The 14,569-nt window shown below is 73.1% G+C and carries 15 protein-coding genes; 4 read left to right on the top strand and 11 right to left on the bottom strand.

Features of this window, described 5'->3' with window-relative positions; translation table 11 throughout:
* Positions 1-155: 155 nt before the first annotated feature.
* The 7 genes from ACI79U_RS13950 to rpsF form a co-directional block, all read right to left on the bottom strand.
* A complete protein-coding gene (locus tag ACI79U_RS13950; protein WP_457068938.1) occupies positions 156-827 on the bottom strand; it encodes a hypothetical protein in 672 nt (223 codons plus the stop codon).
* A 189-nt stretch (positions 828-1,016) separates the two neighbouring features.
* Positions 1,017-1,541 (bottom strand): GNAT family N-acetyltransferase, encoded by a 525-nt coding sequence (locus ACI79U_RS13945; protein ID WP_457068936.1) that lies wholly within the window; start codon positions 1,539-1,541, stop codon positions 1,017-1,019.
* 5 nt (positions 1,542-1,546) lie between these two features.
* A complete protein-coding gene (gene dnaB, locus ACI79U_RS13940; protein WP_457068934.1) occupies positions 1,547-2,917 on the bottom strand; it encodes a replicative DNA helicase in 1,371 nt (456 codons plus the stop codon).
* A gap of 804 nt (positions 2,918-3,721) precedes the next feature.
* On the bottom strand, positions 3,722-4,168 hold the full coding sequence (gene rplI, locus ACI79U_RS13935) for a 50S ribosomal protein L9 (protein ID WP_457068932.1): 447 nt from the start codon (positions 4,166-4,168) through the stop codon (positions 3,722-3,724).
* An 11-nt stretch (positions 4,169-4,179) separates the two neighbouring features.
* Positions 4,180-4,416 (bottom strand): 30S ribosomal protein S18, encoded by a 237-nt coding sequence (rpsR, locus tag ACI79U_RS13930; protein WP_166526904.1) that lies wholly within the window; start codon positions 4,414-4,416, stop codon positions 4,180-4,182.
* Positions 4,417-4,514: 98 nt separating this feature from the next.
* On the bottom strand, positions 4,515-5,009 hold the full coding sequence (locus ACI79U_RS13925) for a single-stranded DNA-binding protein (RefSeq protein WP_457068930.1): 495 nt from the start codon (positions 5,007-5,009) through the stop codon (positions 4,515-4,517).
* Between the two features lie 2 nt (positions 5,010-5,011).
* Positions 5,012-5,299, bottom strand: coding sequence for a 30S ribosomal protein S6 (rpsF, locus tag ACI79U_RS13920; protein ID WP_457068929.1), 288 nt, complete (start codon positions 5,297-5,299; stop codon positions 5,012-5,014).
* Between the two features lie 172 nt (positions 5,300-5,471).
* Between rpsF and ACI79U_RS13915 the strand changes: the two genes are divergently transcribed.
* Positions 5,472-6,284 (top strand): deoxyribonuclease IV, encoded by an 813-nt coding sequence (locus tag ACI79U_RS13915; RefSeq protein WP_457068927.1) that lies wholly within the window; start codon positions 5,472-5,474, stop codon positions 6,282-6,284.
* Here the strand turns inward: ACI79U_RS13915 and ACI79U_RS13910 are convergent.
* From ACI79U_RS13910 to ACI79U_RS13900, 3 genes are all read right to left on the bottom strand, one after another.
* Positions 6,270-7,883, bottom strand: a complete 1,614-nt coding sequence (locus ACI79U_RS13910; protein ID WP_457068925.1) for a glycosyltransferase family 87 protein — start codon at positions 7,881-7,883, stop codon at positions 6,270-6,272. The genes ACI79U_RS13915 and ACI79U_RS13910 overlap by 15 nt on opposite strands.
* A 21-nt stretch (positions 7,884-7,904) precedes the next feature.
* Positions 7,905-10,394 (bottom strand): transglycosylase domain-containing protein, encoded by a 2,490-nt coding sequence (locus tag ACI79U_RS13905; protein WP_457068923.1) that lies wholly within the window; start codon positions 10,392-10,394, stop codon positions 7,905-7,907.
* Positions 10,395-10,525: 131 nt separating this feature from the next.
* The gene (locus ACI79U_RS13900; protein WP_457068921.1) at positions 10,526-10,939 is read right to left on the bottom strand and encodes a DUF5318 family protein; all 414 of its coding nucleotides are present in this window, start codon (positions 10,937-10,939) and stop codon (positions 10,526-10,528) included.
* A gap of 135 nt (positions 10,940-11,074) precedes the next feature.
* Here ACI79U_RS13900 and ACI79U_RS13895 point away from each other — a divergent pair, with 135 nt between their 5' ends.
* The 3 genes from ACI79U_RS13895 (at position 11,075) to ACI79U_RS13885 (ending at position 13,791) form a co-directional block, all read left to right on the top strand.
* Positions 11,075-11,710: a PadR family transcriptional regulator gene (locus ACI79U_RS13895; protein ID WP_457068919.1), complete on the top strand. Its 636-nt coding sequence runs from the start codon at positions 11,075-11,077 to the stop codon at positions 11,708-11,710.
* Between the two features lie 87 nt (positions 11,711-11,797).
* Positions 11,798-12,877 (top strand): inositol-3-phosphate synthase, encoded by a 1,080-nt coding sequence (locus tag ACI79U_RS13890; protein ID WP_457068917.1) that lies wholly within the window; start codon positions 11,798-11,800, stop codon positions 12,875-12,877.
* Between the two features lie 131 nt (positions 12,878-13,008).
* On the top strand, positions 13,009-13,791 hold the full coding sequence (locus ACI79U_RS13885) for a hypothetical protein (protein WP_457068915.1): 783 nt from the start codon (positions 13,009-13,011) through the stop codon (positions 13,789-13,791).
* A gap of 102 nt (positions 13,792-13,893) precedes the next feature.
* On the opposite strand, the gene ACI79U_RS13880 is transcribed toward ACI79U_RS13885, so the two are convergent.
* A complete protein-coding gene (locus ACI79U_RS13880) occupies positions 13,894-14,565 on the bottom strand; it encodes a YqgE/AlgH family protein (protein WP_457068913.1) in 672 nt (223 codons plus the stop codon).
* Positions 14,566-14,569 lie beyond the last annotated feature (4 nt).

The raw sequence follows: 14,569 nt of genomic DNA, 5'->3' as shown, positions 1-14,569 counted from the left end.
CCCCCCCCCCCCCCCCCCCCCCCCCCCCCCCCCCCCCCCCCCCCCCCCCCCCCCCCCCCCCCCCCCCCCCCGGCCGCGCCCCCCCCCCCCCCCCCCCCCCCCCCCCCCCCCCCCCCCCCCCCCCCCCCCCCCCCCCCCCCCCCCCCCGCGGCGGGTCAGCCCTGGCGGCCGTTCCCCTTGCCGTTGCCGTTGCCGTTGCCGTTGCCACCGGTCTGCTCCACGAGCGCCTGCTGCGGAGCGACCTCACCGGTGCCCTCGGTCGGCGCGGGGGCAGGGGCCGGCTCGGGAGCCGGGGCCGGCGCGGGGGCCGGCTCCCGGTCCTTCTTGCCGCCGCCGTTCTGGCGAGCCGCCTCGGAGACCGCGCGGCCGTGCTCGCGGCCGGACTCGAAGCTCTGGTGCGCGACCTCGGACACCGCCTGGCCGTGGTTCTTCGGGGCGGCCGGGGCCGGCGCGGGCTCGGTGTCGGGGTCCACCGGCTCGACGACCGGCTCCTCGACCGGCTCGGTGACCTCCGGCGCCTCGACCGGGTCCGTGGTCACGGGCTCCTCGACGGGCTCGGTGGGGGTCTCCTCGACCGGCTCGGCCGGTGCGGGCTCCTCCGCGGGGTCGGTGGTCGGCTCGGCGTCGCTGGTCGGCTCGCCCTCGGTGGTGGCCGGGGCCTCGGTGACCGGCGCGCTCTCCTCCACCGCGGCGGGCGACTCCAGGGCCTGTGCGGTGACCGCCGTCCCGCCGCCCACGACGGTGACGGCGGCGGCCGCGACGGCGACCTTGGCGGCGAGCCCCGCGGGGACCGCCTTGGCGAGCAGGGTGGTGAACAGGGCGAACACGGGACCTCCGGGTGCGGACAGATGACGACGTCTGGTCTTCATCGGCTGGTTCACCGCGCACCCTGAGAGCCGGCCGGAAGGTCCACCTGATCGGGGGATCCGCCGACGCGTCCCGGTGGTGTCAGAACACGGACGGTGACGGGCCTGCCGGAGACCGCCCTCAGCACGTCCCGACGGTGATCCGGTCGGTCAGAGCGTGATCCAGTAGCGGCGGGTCGGCCCCAGCTCGGTGTCGCGGACGTCCTCGAGCAGTCCGCCGGCCCGCTCGATGACCCGCGCGGACCCCACGTTGTCATCGGCGCAGGTGACCAGGACGCGGTCCAGGCCCAGCGCCCTGGCCGTCGGCAGGACCTCACCCAACGCCCAGGTCGCCAGCCCGCGGCGACGAGCGGAGGGGCGGATGCCGTAGCCGATGTGCCCGCCCGCCCGGAGCAGGAAGTCGTTCAGCCGGTGGCGCAGGGCGATGGCGCCCACGACCGTGTCACCGTCGACGATCCACCAGCAGGTGCAGGGCACACGCCCCTCGGCGGTCGGCACCGCAGGGTCGGACTCACTCCGCAGCCGGTCCACCCACGCGGCGAACCCCTGCGGCGTCTCGACGTCGTCCTCGGGTCGTAGGCCGGCCCCGTCCTCGTGCACCCCGGTGCCCCACTCGCGATGCGCCGCCAGCCACGGGGCATGCAGCCGCGTGGTCGGCTCGACCAGTGTGCGCACGTGGCTCAGTTCGCCATGTCGACGAAGCGGCTGTAGTGGCCCTGGAAGGCGACGGTGACGTTCGCGGTGGGGCCGTTGCGGTGCTTGACCAGCATGATGTCGGCCTCGCCGGCCCGCGGGGACTCCTTCTCGTACATGTCCTCGCGGTGGATCATCATCACCATGTCGGCGTCCTGCTCGATCGAGCCGGACTCGCGGAGGTCGGAGAGCATCGGCTTCTTGTCCTGACGCTGCTCCGACCCACGGTTCAGCTGGCTCATCGCGATCACCGGCAGCTCGAGCTCCTTGGCCAGCAGCTTGAGCGCACGGGAGAACTCCGAGACCTCCTGCTGGCGGCTCTCGACCTTCTTGCCCGACGTCATCAGCTGCAGGTAGTCGATGACGATCAGCTTGAGGTCGTTGCGCTGCTTGAGCCGCCGCGCCTTGGCCCGGATCTCCATCATCGTCATGTTCGGTGAGTCGTCGATGTAGAGCGGGGCGTCGGCGATCTCGCCCATCCGGCGGGCCAGCTTCGACCAGTCCTCGTCCGACAGCGTGCCGGCCCGCATGTGGTGCAGCGGCACCTTCGCCTCGGCCGACAGCAGACGCATGGTGATCTCGTGCTTGCTCATCTCGAGCGAGAAGATCGCCGCGGGCATGTGGTGCTTCACCGTCGCCGACCGGGCGATGTCCAGCCCCAGCGTGCTCTTCCCGACGCCGGGGCGGGCGGCGATGACGACCATCTGGCCCGACTGCAGGCCGTTGGTGAGCTCGTCGAGGTCACGGATCCCGGTGGGGACACCACGCGCCGTGCCGCCCCGGGAGGCGATCGCGTCGAGCTCGTCCATGGTCGGCTGCAGGACGTCGGAGAGGCGCGAGTAGTCCTCGCTCATCCGCTTCTCGGTGACGTCGTAGATCTCCTGCTGGGCGCGGTCGACGATGTCGTCGACGTCGCCCTTGCCGCCGGCGGCGCCGTAGCCCAGCTGCACGACCCGGGTGCCGGCCTCGACCAGCCGCCGCAGCACGGCCTGCTCGGCGACGATCGCGGCGTAGTAGCCGGCGTTCGCCGCGGTGGGCGTGGAGGCGATGAGCGTGTGCAGGTAGACCGCGCCGCCCATCTTGGACAGCTGGTCGGTGCGGTTCAGCTCCGCGGCCACGGTGATCGCGTCGGCCGGCTCACCGCGCCCGTAGAGGTCGAGGATGACGTCGAAGACGATCTGGTGCGCCGGGCGGTAGAAGTCGGGACCGGCCAGGACCTCCACCACATCGGCGATCGCGTCCTTGCTCATCAGCATGCCGCCGAGCACCGACTGCTCGGCCGCGACGTCCTGAGGGGGCTGACGGTCGTACTCCGGAGCCGTCGGCCTGGGCCGGCTGATGTCGTCGACGACCGCCACGCTGGATCTCCCTGTCCGCCGGCCCACGTCGGGGCCGGCTGCTGCTGTGCACTGGTGCTGACCGCACGACGGCCGGCCGCTGCCGGGCGGGCGCCGACCGTCGGGTCGTTGCTACCGCCGGGCACCGACAGGTTCGGTGCCCGGCGGCAGCTGGGGAGGACGTTAGGAAGCTGACGCCCCCGCGTCCAACACCGCTGTGCACGTCGATCTGCACAACTTGTGGACAAGTCGGTGGACGACGGCGGTCACCGTGTGGACGGCAGGGGGGACGGCGACCGGTCGCGTCGCGGCAACCCCCTCGTCACCTGCGGAGCAGCCGCACCCAGGCTGTGGACGGGAGAAAGTCCGCTACTTCCCGGCGCGGCGCGCCGTCGGCGTGTCGCCGGCGTTCCCGCTGGTCACACCCGTATCGCGGGGATCGACGCGGCCACGCCGCGGCGGGCGGCCCGGCGATCCGGGGATCCGGCGGCGTGGCCGGCGGGTGAACGCGGCCCGATCCGGTCGGGAACACGGCCGCGGCGGCGGCGGAGTCGCCGGCGGCGCGTCCGGGCGCGGGGAAGCGCTCTCACGACCGGGGACGAGCGCGCTGCGTCCCCCACCGCCGGGACCGTTGTGCACCGCTGTGTCCACAATCTGTGGACAAGTCGACCCGGTGCGCCGGTCGCCGCCGGAACGACGCCACGCCGGGCCGGCGATCTTGTGGACGACGGGTGGACACGCTGCCGGGATCGGCCCCGGGAACGCCACGAGGGGCGCCGGACCGGAGTCCGACGCCCCTCGTGGGCGGTGCTGGTGCCGGCTGTGTCAGCCGGCGACGACCTCGAGGTTCACCGATGCGGAGACCTCGGGGTGCACCCGCACCGTGACGGTGTGGGCGCCGGTCGTCTTGATGCTGCTGGGGATCTCGATCCGGCGACGGTCGAGCTCCGGGCCACCGGCGGCGGTGACCGCGGCGGCGACGTCGGCGGTGGTGATCCGGCCGAAGAGCCGGCCACCCTCGCCGGCCCGGGCCGGCAGCGTGACGGTCAGGCCGCCCAGCCGCGCGGCGATCGACTGCGCGTCTTCCAGCGACGCGACGTCGCGGGCGGCACGCGCCCGGCGCAGGCTGTTGACCTGCTTCTCGGCACCCCGGGTGGCCACGATGGCCAGCCCGCGGGGCAGGAGGTAGTTGCGGCCGTAGCCGCCCTTGACCTCGACGGTGTCGCCGGAGGAACCGAGACCGGTGACCTCCTGCGTCAGGATCAGCTTCATGGTGCTCATGATCAGCGCGCCGTGGAGGTGTAGGGCAGCAGGGCCATCTCGCGGCTGTTCTTCACGGCCACGGCGACGTCACGCTGGTGCTGGCTGCAGTTGCCGCTGACGCGGCGGGCACGGATCTTGCCGCGGTCGGAGATGAACTTCCGCAGCAGGGTCGTGTCCTTGTAGTCGACGTAGGTCGCCTTGTCCTTGCAGAACTGGCAGACCTTCTTCTTGGGCTTGCGCACAGGGGGCTTGGGCACCGGAGTTCTCCAGGGCTAGTTCGTGGATGAGATCGGGATGGCCCCTCGCAGGGGCCCGCGCCGAGCAGAGCGAGGCGTGGGGGGCGAGGGGTCCTTCGTCAGAAGGGCGGTTCGTCGGAGGACGCCGGCGGGGTGGACCAGGGGTCGCTCGCCCCGCCACCGGAGAAGCCGCCGCCACCGCCGCCACCGCTGTTGCCGCCGCTGAACCCGCCGCCGCCACCATCGCTGCGCGCAGCGCGGGTGACCTTGGCGGTGGCGTACCGCAGGGAGGGGCCGATCTCGTCGACCTCGAGCTCGATGACGGTGCGCTTCTCGCCTTCCTTCGTGTCGAAGGACCGCTGCTTCAGCCGGCCCGAGACGATGACCCGCGAACCACGGGTGAGCGACTCGGCGACGTTCTCCGCAGCCTGACGCCAGACGTTGCAGCGGAGGAACAGCGCTTCGCCGTCCTTCCACTCCTGCGTCTGACGGTCGAAGGTGCGGGGCGTCGAGGCGACGGTGAAGTTGGCGACGGCGGCGCCGGACGGGGTGAACCGCAGCTCCGGGTCGGCCGTCAGGTTCCCGATGACGGTGATGACGGTCTCGCCGGCCATGGTCAGTGAGCCTCGGGGCGCATCAGCTTGGTGCGCAGGATGGACTCGTTGAGGTTCAGCTGACGGTCCAGCTCGGCGACGGCGGCCGGCTCGGCCTGGATGTCGACGATGGCGTAGATGCCCTCGACCTTCTTGTCGATCTCGTAGGCCAGCCGACGGCGGCCCCAGATCTCGGTCTTGACGGTGCCACCGGAGTTGGTGACGACGGTCAGGAAACGATCCAGGCTGGGAGCGATGGTCCGCTCCTCGAGCTCAGGGTCGAGGATGATCATCAGTTCGTAGTTACGCACGGAGAACCCCACCTCCTCTGGTCTCAGCGGCCGCAGGGTGTCTGCAGCAGGAGGGTCGTACATGCGTCGCGCGCCCGGACCTGCAGAGAGCAGGAGAGGACGCGCACCGGCCAGGCTACCAGTGCACTCCACCCACCGTGTCCGCGCGGCAGGTGCGCCTACTCTCCTGCGCGTGGCTGAACAGCTGATCGGCGTGCACGTCGGACCGGGCCTGACCGAGGAGAACGAGCTGGCCGACGGCGGCCCGCTGGCCCGCGCCGCCGAGCTCGATGCCGACGCCGTCCAGGTGTTCCTCGCCGATCCCCAGGGCTGGAAGGCACCGAAGCCGCGCCCGGACGCCGAGGCGCTGCTCGGCTCCGACGTCGCCGTGTTCGTGCACGCCCCCTACGTGCTCAACGTCGCCTCGACGAACAACCGGATCCGGATCCCCAGCCGCAAGCTGCTCGGCCAGCACGCCCAGGCGTCGGCCGCCGTCGGTGCCCGGGGCATGGTCGTGCACGGCGGGCACGTGCTGGCGAAGGACGACCCCGCGGCCGGGTTCGACAACTGGCGCAAGACCTTCGCCCGGCAGGCCGACGACGGCGGGTTCGGCGTCCCGGTGCTCATCGAGAACACCGCCGGCGGGGACAACGCGATGGCCCGCGAGCTGGCCGCGGTGGGCCGGCTCTGGGAGGCGGTCGGCGAGTTCGGAGCCGGCTTCGTGCTCGACACCTGCCACGCCTGGGCGGCCGGGTGGGACCTGGCCCGCGTCGTCGACGACGTCCGGGCGGTCACCGGGCGCATCGACCTCGTGCACCTGAACAACAGCCGCGACCCCGCCGGCTCCGGCCGCGACCGGCACGCCCCGCTGGACGGCGGGGAGATCCCGGTCGAGCTGCTGCTGCACGTCGCCCGGGAGGCCGGCTGCCCCGTCGTGCTGGAGACGCCCGGGGACACCGCCTCGCACGCGGCGGAGATCAGCCGGCTGCGCTCAGCCCTGTCGTGAGGAGTGGGGCCCGGAGGGTCCCGCGAGCGGACGACGCAACGGCTCAGCCCAACGGGGGGACGGCACCTGGGCGCGGTGCGATCCGGAGGATCGCCGACGGCGCAGCACCACCCGGTCGACGGCGCCGTTCAGCACCCCGCCGGCGGGGTCGTCGACCCCCGGCCAGCTGCGCCGCACCAGGTCCCGGTCCGGCTGCCACACCTCCCGGACGACGAGCACCATCAGCGCGACGATCGCGACGTCCCGCAGCACGACGGCGGTGTAGAACCACTCGACGCCCACGCCGCGCTCGTCGGCGCCGAGGTAGTAGAGCATCGTCATCGCCCACACCAGCACCTCGGTGACCTGCCAGGCCAGCAGCGAGCGCCACCGCGGCCGGGCCAGCACCGCCAGCGGCAGCAGCCACAGGGCGAACTGCGGGCTGTAGACCTTGTTCAGCAGCAGGAAGGCCGCCACCAGCAGGAACGCCAGCTGCGGCACCCGGGGCCGCAGCGGAGCGGCCAGCGCCAGCCAGCAGACCCCGGCGGCGGCCAGCAGCAGCACCACGGCGACCACGGTGTTCAGCTGCTCCGGCGCCTGCCCCTCGGCCAGCGGGCCGTCGAGGAACCGGTCCCCGGACCAGTCGATGAGCAGCGCCCAGATCGACTCCGGGTTGGCCGGGCGGGTGTCGCTGAGGGTGAAGAAGCGCGCCCAGTTCTCCGGCGCCGCCAGCGCCACCGGCACGTTCACCACCAGCCAGGCGGCACCGGCGGCGACGACGGTGGCCAGCCAGGCGCGCAGCCGGCCGGCCCGCACGCACAGCGCGAACAGCACCCCCAGCACGATCAGCGGGTAGAACTTCGCCGCGACCGCCAGCCCCAGCAGCACCCCCGCCAGCACCGGGCGGTGCCGGGCCCACGCCCACATGCCCAGGGTGGTGAGCGCCACGGCGAGCAGGTCCCAGTTGGTGAAGGCGTGGAAGAGCAGCACGGGGGAGAGCGCCACCATCGCCGCGTCCCAGGGCCGGCGGCCGCTGAGTGCCAGCACCCCCCGGGTCACCAGCAGCGCCAGCACCGACAGCAGCAGGGCGGTGACGACGGTGAAGGTGAGGACCGGGACCGGGTCGGGCAGCAGCCCGGAGCCGGTGGCCAGCGCGTCCCACCCCCGGCCGATGACGGCGGCCAACTGCATCATCGCGCCGGTCAGCACGGGGTACTCGACGGCGGATTCCAGGTAGGGCACCTGTCCCTCGGCCAGCCCGCGGCTGCCGAACAGCGCGACGGCGTCGGAGTAGCAGAGGTGCGTGTACTGCCTGGACCCGCTCCAGTTGCCCGCGGCGCACGGCGCCTGCTTGGCCCAGGCCAGCGCCAGCACCGCGACGGTGTACAGCAGGCAGACCCGCAGCGGTGTCCAGAACCGCGCCCGGCCGGTGACCGCGTGCCGGCCCCAGGGACCGCCGACCGCCTCGCTGGCCTGGATCGCCACCGGGTCGGTCCAGCTGGGCACCACCCGGTCCGGCTTCTCGAACACCACCGGCCCTGAGACCACCGGACCTGACACCACGGGCCCGCCCGCCGGCTGGTCGGCCGGCACGGACGGGCCCGTGGGGGAGGTGCTCACGCGGTCAGTCTGCCGCCCCGGTCAGCGCTGCGGCGGTGTGGGCACGGCCGGCTGGCCGACGACCCCGGTCTGCTGACCCGGTGCGACGGGGGCCTGCTCCGGGGCGCAGGGCGGCAGGCCGTTGACACCGCACGTGGGAGCCGGGGCCGGGGCCGGGGCGCTGGAGGTCGCCGGCGGCGGGGTGGACGAGGGCGTCGGCACCTGGCTGGTGCTCGGCGCCGACGTCGTCGGCGCCTCCTCGTCGTCGTCGTCGACCGGGGCCCGCGACGTCTCCGACGGGGTGACCACCGGCACGGGCACGCTCTCCCCGGTGTCGCCCTTGATCAGCGCCCGGCTGGGCAGCGGCTCCACCGGGGTGCCGGCGAGCGCGGCGTTCATGAACTCCTGCCAGATCTCCCCGGGCAGGCCCGAGCCGTAGATGATCCGGCCCGAGGCGTTCTCGATCGGCTGCGCCGAGCCGGTGCCGATCCACACCGCGGTGGCCAGCGACGGGGTGTAGCCGACCATCCAGGCGTCGGAGTTGTCGTCGTCGTTGAGCCCCTGGGTGCCGGTCTTGCTCGCCACCGGGCGGTTGCCGGCCAGCCCCAGCCGGGAGGAGGAGGCGACGTCCTCCAGCGCGAAGGTGACGTCGCTGGCCACGTTCGGCGGGATGACCTGCTGCGGAGCGAGCGCCCCGTTGGTCCGGAGCACCCCACCGGCGCTGTCGCGCACCTCGGCGACGAAGTGCGGGTCGTGGCGCACCCCGCCGGCCGCGAAGGTGGCGAAGCCGACGGCCTGGTCGATCGGGCGCATCTCGTACTGGCCGATGCCGATCGAACCACCGGTGTTGCCGTTGTCGTCGGTGAGCACCGGCTGACCGTTGAGCGAGCCACCCGACCACACCTCCGGCAGGCCGGTCGCCGCCAGCGCGGTCTGGCGCACCTCCTCGGGGCCCACCTCGAGCGCGAGCCCGTAGTAGGTGGTGTTCAGCGACTTGGTCATCGCCTCCTTGAGCGTGCAGGAGGCGCACTGGGCGTTGCTGGAGTTGCGCACCGGCAGCCCGGGCCGGTCCTCGAACTCCTGCGGCGAGCGCCCGCTGCGGCGGGCGTCGACGCTGATCCCGTCCTCCAGCGCGGTGGCCAGCACGTAGGGCTTCATCGACGAGCCCGGCGGCCGCTGCGCCTGGGCGTAGTCGATGATCGGCGCCCCGTCCTCACCCGGGGTGCTGCGGGCGTTGCCGTAGTAGGCGACGATCCCGCCGGTCCGCGGGTCGACGGCGACCAGCGCCTCCTCCAGCGCCGGCGGCTCACCGGCCATCACCTCGTTCACCGCGGCGACGGCGGCGTCCTGCTTGCCCTTGTCCAGGGTGGTGATGATGCGCAGCCCGGAGCCCCAGACGTTCGGGTAGCCCATCTGCTCCACCTCGCGCACGGCCGCCTGGGCCACCAGGCCCTCCGGACCCTCCGGGTAACCGAAGTTCGAGCCGGTGTTGGGCCGCACCTCGGGGTACACCGCGGCCGCGCGGGCCGCGGGGTCGAGCCAGCCCTCCTCGACCATGCCGTCGAGCACCCGGCCCCAGCGGTCCTGCGCGCCCTCGGGGTTCACCTCCGGGTCGTAGGAGCTCGGGCTGCGCACCTGGACGGCGAGCACCGCGCCCTGCTCGGCGGTGAGCTCGGCGGCCGGCACCCCGAAGAAGGTGTTCGCCGCGGCCTCGATGCCGTAGGCGCCGCGGCCGAAGTAGATGGTGTTGAGGTAGTTCTCCAGGATCTCTTCCTTGGAGTACTCGTTGTCCAGCTTGACGGCGAGGAAGAGCTCCTTGAACTTCCGGCTGAAGGTCTGCTCGGAGGTCAGGAAGGCGTTCTTCACGTACTGCTGGGTGATCGTCGAGCCACCCTGGGTGGAGCCGCCGGTGAGGTTGTTCCACGCCGCCCGCATGATCCCGGTGAAGGAGATGCCGGGGTCGGTGTAGAAGTCGCGGTTCTCCGCGGCGAGGATCGCGTTCTGGGCCGGCTCGGAGATCTGCTCCAGCCCGACGTTGGTCCGGTTGCCGCCCGCCTCCGCCAGCCGCGCCATCTCGGTGACGCCGTCGGAGTAGTAGACGACCGTCGTCTGCGCGTTCTGCACCGACTCGGGCGAGGGCACCTCGGTGGTGGCGTAGACGACGCCGACGAACACCCCGAGCAGCACGAGCATGCTCAGGAAGGCGCCGGCGACGATCTTGAGCCAGCGGCGTCGGCGCTGCTTGGTGGCGCGCTTCTTCTTGCCGCCCCCGCCGCCGCGACCCCCACCCTTGGCCGTCGGCGGCCGGCTGCCCGGCGGGCGGCCCCCGCCGCCACCGGCGGCCGGGCGCTTGCCGGCGGGGCGGCCCGGCGCACCGGACCGGGACGCACCGGTACCACCACCGCGCGATGCGCCGGTCCCGCCGCGGGCGGGCGTCGCGCGGCTGCCGCCGCTGCCGGTGGTGCCACGGGCGGCCGGCGGACGGCGGACCGGGCCCGATGAGACGCGGGCGGTCTCGTCGTGGGGAGGCACGCGCAGGCCCCTTCCTCGAGTGTGTGGGCGGCGGCGGGTACGCCGGCACGCCAAGGATGACGTCTTCAGCTGTGCACGGGTGGTGGCACGCACCACAGGTGGGGCCCGACGGGCAGGGCGGGCGGGAGTGGCTACTCGGTCGCGGCCCGGCGCCGGGTGCGCCGGGGTGCCCGGCCGGGGACCGGCTCGGCACCGAGGACGAACGAGGTCACCAGGTGGTTCCAGCCGCACCCGCGGCAGACCTCCACGGTGTACACCGAGAACTCGTCCTGGGCGGCGTCCATCCGGGTCAGCTCCGGCCCGGTCTTCGCCTGCCCGGAGACCGGCCCCAACCCGTCGCCGTAGACGTAGCTCACCCGGGTCAGCTGCGCGCGGCGGCAGATCGGGCAGGGCTCCTCGGTCTGCTCCCCGTGGTACTTCGCCGCCCGGGACAGGTAGGGGCTCGCGTCGCAGACCTCGAACAGCCCGGTCCGCCCGGCGGCGACCGCGGCCAGGACCGCACGGCACTGGAGTGCGTAGTCCACCACCGACCGTCGTCCGGGCACGGCGCCAATGTACGCACCGGACGGCCCCTCCGGGCCGGTCCGCCGGCCGTCCTCGAGTTGCGGGCGACAGCACATCCCGATGTATCGTCTCGATACATCGATCCGGTGAACGGCCGGCCACGACGAGGAGGCGACGTGCTCGAACTCGCCATCCTCGGGCTGCTCCACCAGTCCCCGATGCACGGCTACGAGCTGCGCAAGGAGCTCGCCGCGGTCCTCGGCGGGCGGCGGAGCATCTCCTACGGCTCGCTGTACCCGGCGCTCAAGCGGATGGCCGTCGCCGGGCTGATCGTCAGCGACGAGCCGACGCCGCGGGCGCTGCTGCCCGCCGACGCCCCGGCCCTGACCGGCCGGCGCGGCAAGGTCGTCTACTCGATCACCGCCGAGGGCAAGGAGCGGTTCGCCGAGCTGCTCAGCTCCGCGGGCCCCGAGTCCTACGACGACGAGGGCCGGTTCGGCGTCCACCTGGCCTTCTTCCGGCACACCGCCGCCGACGTGCGACTGCGGATCCTCGAGGGCCGGCGGCGCACGGTGGAGCGGCAGCGTGACCGGCTCATGGAGTCACTCCGCCGCACCCAGCAGCGGCTGGACCACTACACGCTCGAGCTGCAGCGCCACGGCCTGGACTCCGTCGACCGCGAGGTCCGCTGGCTCACCGAGCTCATCGACAGCGAGCGGGGCGACGCACACACCACCCGGGCCGGGCCATCACCCACCCGGACCCCACCGGCGCAGACGCCCACCCCACCGCCCGACGTCACCACCACCTGAGCAGCACCACCTGAAGCAGCACCACCGCACACATCGTCAGCACACATCACCAGGGCCCCGATCGGGCCCGTCGGAGGGAGACAGTCCATGGCATCGGTCAAGGTCGCCATCGTCGGCGTCGGCAACTGCGCCGCCTCGCTCGTCCAGGGGGTCGAGTACTACAAGGACGCGGACGAGACCGCCTCGGTCCCCGGACTGATGCACGTCCGGTTCGGTGAGTACCACGTCTCCGACGTCCAGTTCGTCGCCGCGTTCGACGTGGACGCCAAGAAGGTCGGCCGCGACCTGTCCGAGGCCGTCTTCGCCAGCGAGAACAACACCATCAAGATCTGCGACGTGCCGCCGCTGGGCGTCACCGTGCAGCGCGGCACCACCCTCGACGGCCTGGGCAAGTACTACCGGGAGACCATCGAGGAGTCCGACGACGCCCCGGTCGACGTCGTCGCCGCGCTGCGCGAGTCCGGCGCCGACGTGCTGGTCTGCTACCTGCCGGTCGGCTCGCAGGAGGCCGCGGAGTTCTACGCCCAGGCCGCGATCGACGCCGGTGTCGGCTTCGTCAACGCGCTGCCCGTCTTCATCGCCGGCACCAAGGAGTGGGCGGACAAGTTCACCGCCGCCGGGGTGCCGATCGTCGGTGACGACATCAAGAGCCAGGTCGGCGCCACCATCACCCACCGGGTGCTGGCCAAGCTGTTCGAGGACCGCGGCGTGCAGCTGGACCGCACCATGCAGCTCAACGTCGGCGGCAACATGGACTTCAAGAACATGCTCGAGCGCGAGCGCCTGGAGTCCAAGAAGATCTCCAAGACCCAGGCCGTCACCAGCCAGGTCGACCGGGACATGGGCAAGGACAACGTGCACATCGGCCCCTCGGACCACGTGCCGTGGCTGTCGGACCGCAAGTGGGCCTACGTCCGGCTCGAGGGCCGCGCGTTCGGCGACGTCCCGCTGAACCTGGAGTACAAGCTCGAGGTCTGGGACTCCCCGAACTCCGCCGGGATCATCATCGACGCCGTCCGCGCGGCGAAGATCGCCAAGGACCGAGGCATCGGCGGCCCGATCCTGTCGGCGTCGTCCTACTTCATGAAGAGCCCGCCGGAGCAGTACAGCGACAGCGAGGCCCGCGACGCGGTCGAGGCGTTCATCCGCGGCGACATCGAGCGCTGATGAAGGACCTCCCTGCCCCCCACGCCTCGCAAGCTCGGCGCGGGTCCCTGCAGGAAGGCCGTTCCATCGGGTGACTGAGGGACCCGGGCCACGCGCCCGGGTCCCTCGGTCGTTCCTCCTACCCTGTGCTCATGCCCTCCCCCCGCCGTCCGGTGCTGCTCCTGCGGGCGCTCGTCCTCGGCCTGGTGCTGGCCCTGCTCGCCGGGTGCTCGTCGGACTCCGACACCCCCCGGCCACCCGGTGACCCGGTGAGCGACGCGGAGTCGCAGGTGCTGGCCCAGCTGCTGGCCCGCAACGTGGAGGAGGGCGGCGCGGACTTCGTGGTCACCGCGCCCTACGCCGACGGTGCGGTGCTGACGCTCACCGGCGAGGTCGACTTCCGCGAGCCCGCCGGGCGGGCCCAGGCGATCACCGCCTTCGACGACGGTCGCCCGGACGACACCCGCACCCTGTTCTTCACCGACGACGCGCTCTGGTTCGGCGACGTCCCGGGCCTGGACGAGGCGATCGCCGGGGCCGACCTGCCCGAGGCCTCCTACGTGCGCCGCCCGCTGGGCGCCGAGGCCACCGGCGGCGGCAACGCCTCGCTCATCGACGTGCTGGTGACGATGGTGCTGCGGCTGGCCAGCGAGCAGGAGCAGGACCCGCGGTCGTTCGCCGGATACACCTGGCAGAGCAGCCAGCTCATCGACGGTGAGCTGGCCTCCACCTTCAGCAACGGCCAGGGGACGACGGTCGCGGTGGCCGCCGACAGCGAGCTGCTGGTCCAGTACGTCGGCCGGATCACCGACCAGGAGTTCGACGTCACCATCACGCTGTCCGACCACGGGCCGCGGGAGATCGCGCTGCCCTCGGACGAGGAGACCCTCGACGCCGCCGAGCACCCGGAGCTCGCCGCCGAGCTCGGCATCTGAGAGAAGAACGGGAGGGGCGGCCTCTTCCCCAGGCCGCCCCTCCCGCAGGGACCTTCGTACCAGAGTCCCGGCCCCGCCGGGAGACGACACGCGGCGTGTCGGTCAGTTGGCCGACGGATCGGCCGGCGCGGTGGAGAGCACCGCCAGGCGGCCGGTCTGCCGACCCAGGACGGTGCGCCACAGCTCCGGCCCTGCTGCCCCGGTGAGCACGTCGGCCGGGCTCCCCGGGACGCACGCCCAGGCGCCCTCCGCCAGCTCGGTGGCCAGCTGCCCGGACGACCAGCCGGCGTAACCCGCGAACACCCGCACCCCGTCGAGCTGACCGGCCAGCGGCTCGGGGTCGGCGTCCAGGTCGACCAGGTGCACCGCACCGGCCACCGGCCGCAACCCGCTGCCCTCCGCCGGCGGCACGTCGCCGGACCAGCTGGCCAGGCACAGCGCGGTGTCGGTCTCGCAGGGCCCGCCGATGTGGAAGACGCCCGGCTCCACCGCCAGCTCCGACCACCCCGGCAGCACGTCGTTGATCCGCACCTCGCTGGGCCGCCCGAGGACGACGCCGAGCGTGCCGGTGTCGGTGTGGTCGAGCACGTAGACGACCGCACCGGCGAACGTGGGGTCGGTCAGCGCCGGCATGGCCACCAGCAGCGACCCTGGGCGGACGTCGTCGAGACACCCGACCGAGAGGGCCGGCACAGCAGCTCCCCGGCGGCGTCCGGCGGCCGGGGAGGCGGCGGGACGGCGCTCGGGATCGGGGGAGGCGGGCACCGGGTTCATCACC

Source organism: Modestobacter sp. SYSU DS0904 (assembly GCF_054051115.1).
This window is presented reverse-complemented; position numbering and strand designations above follow the sequence as displayed.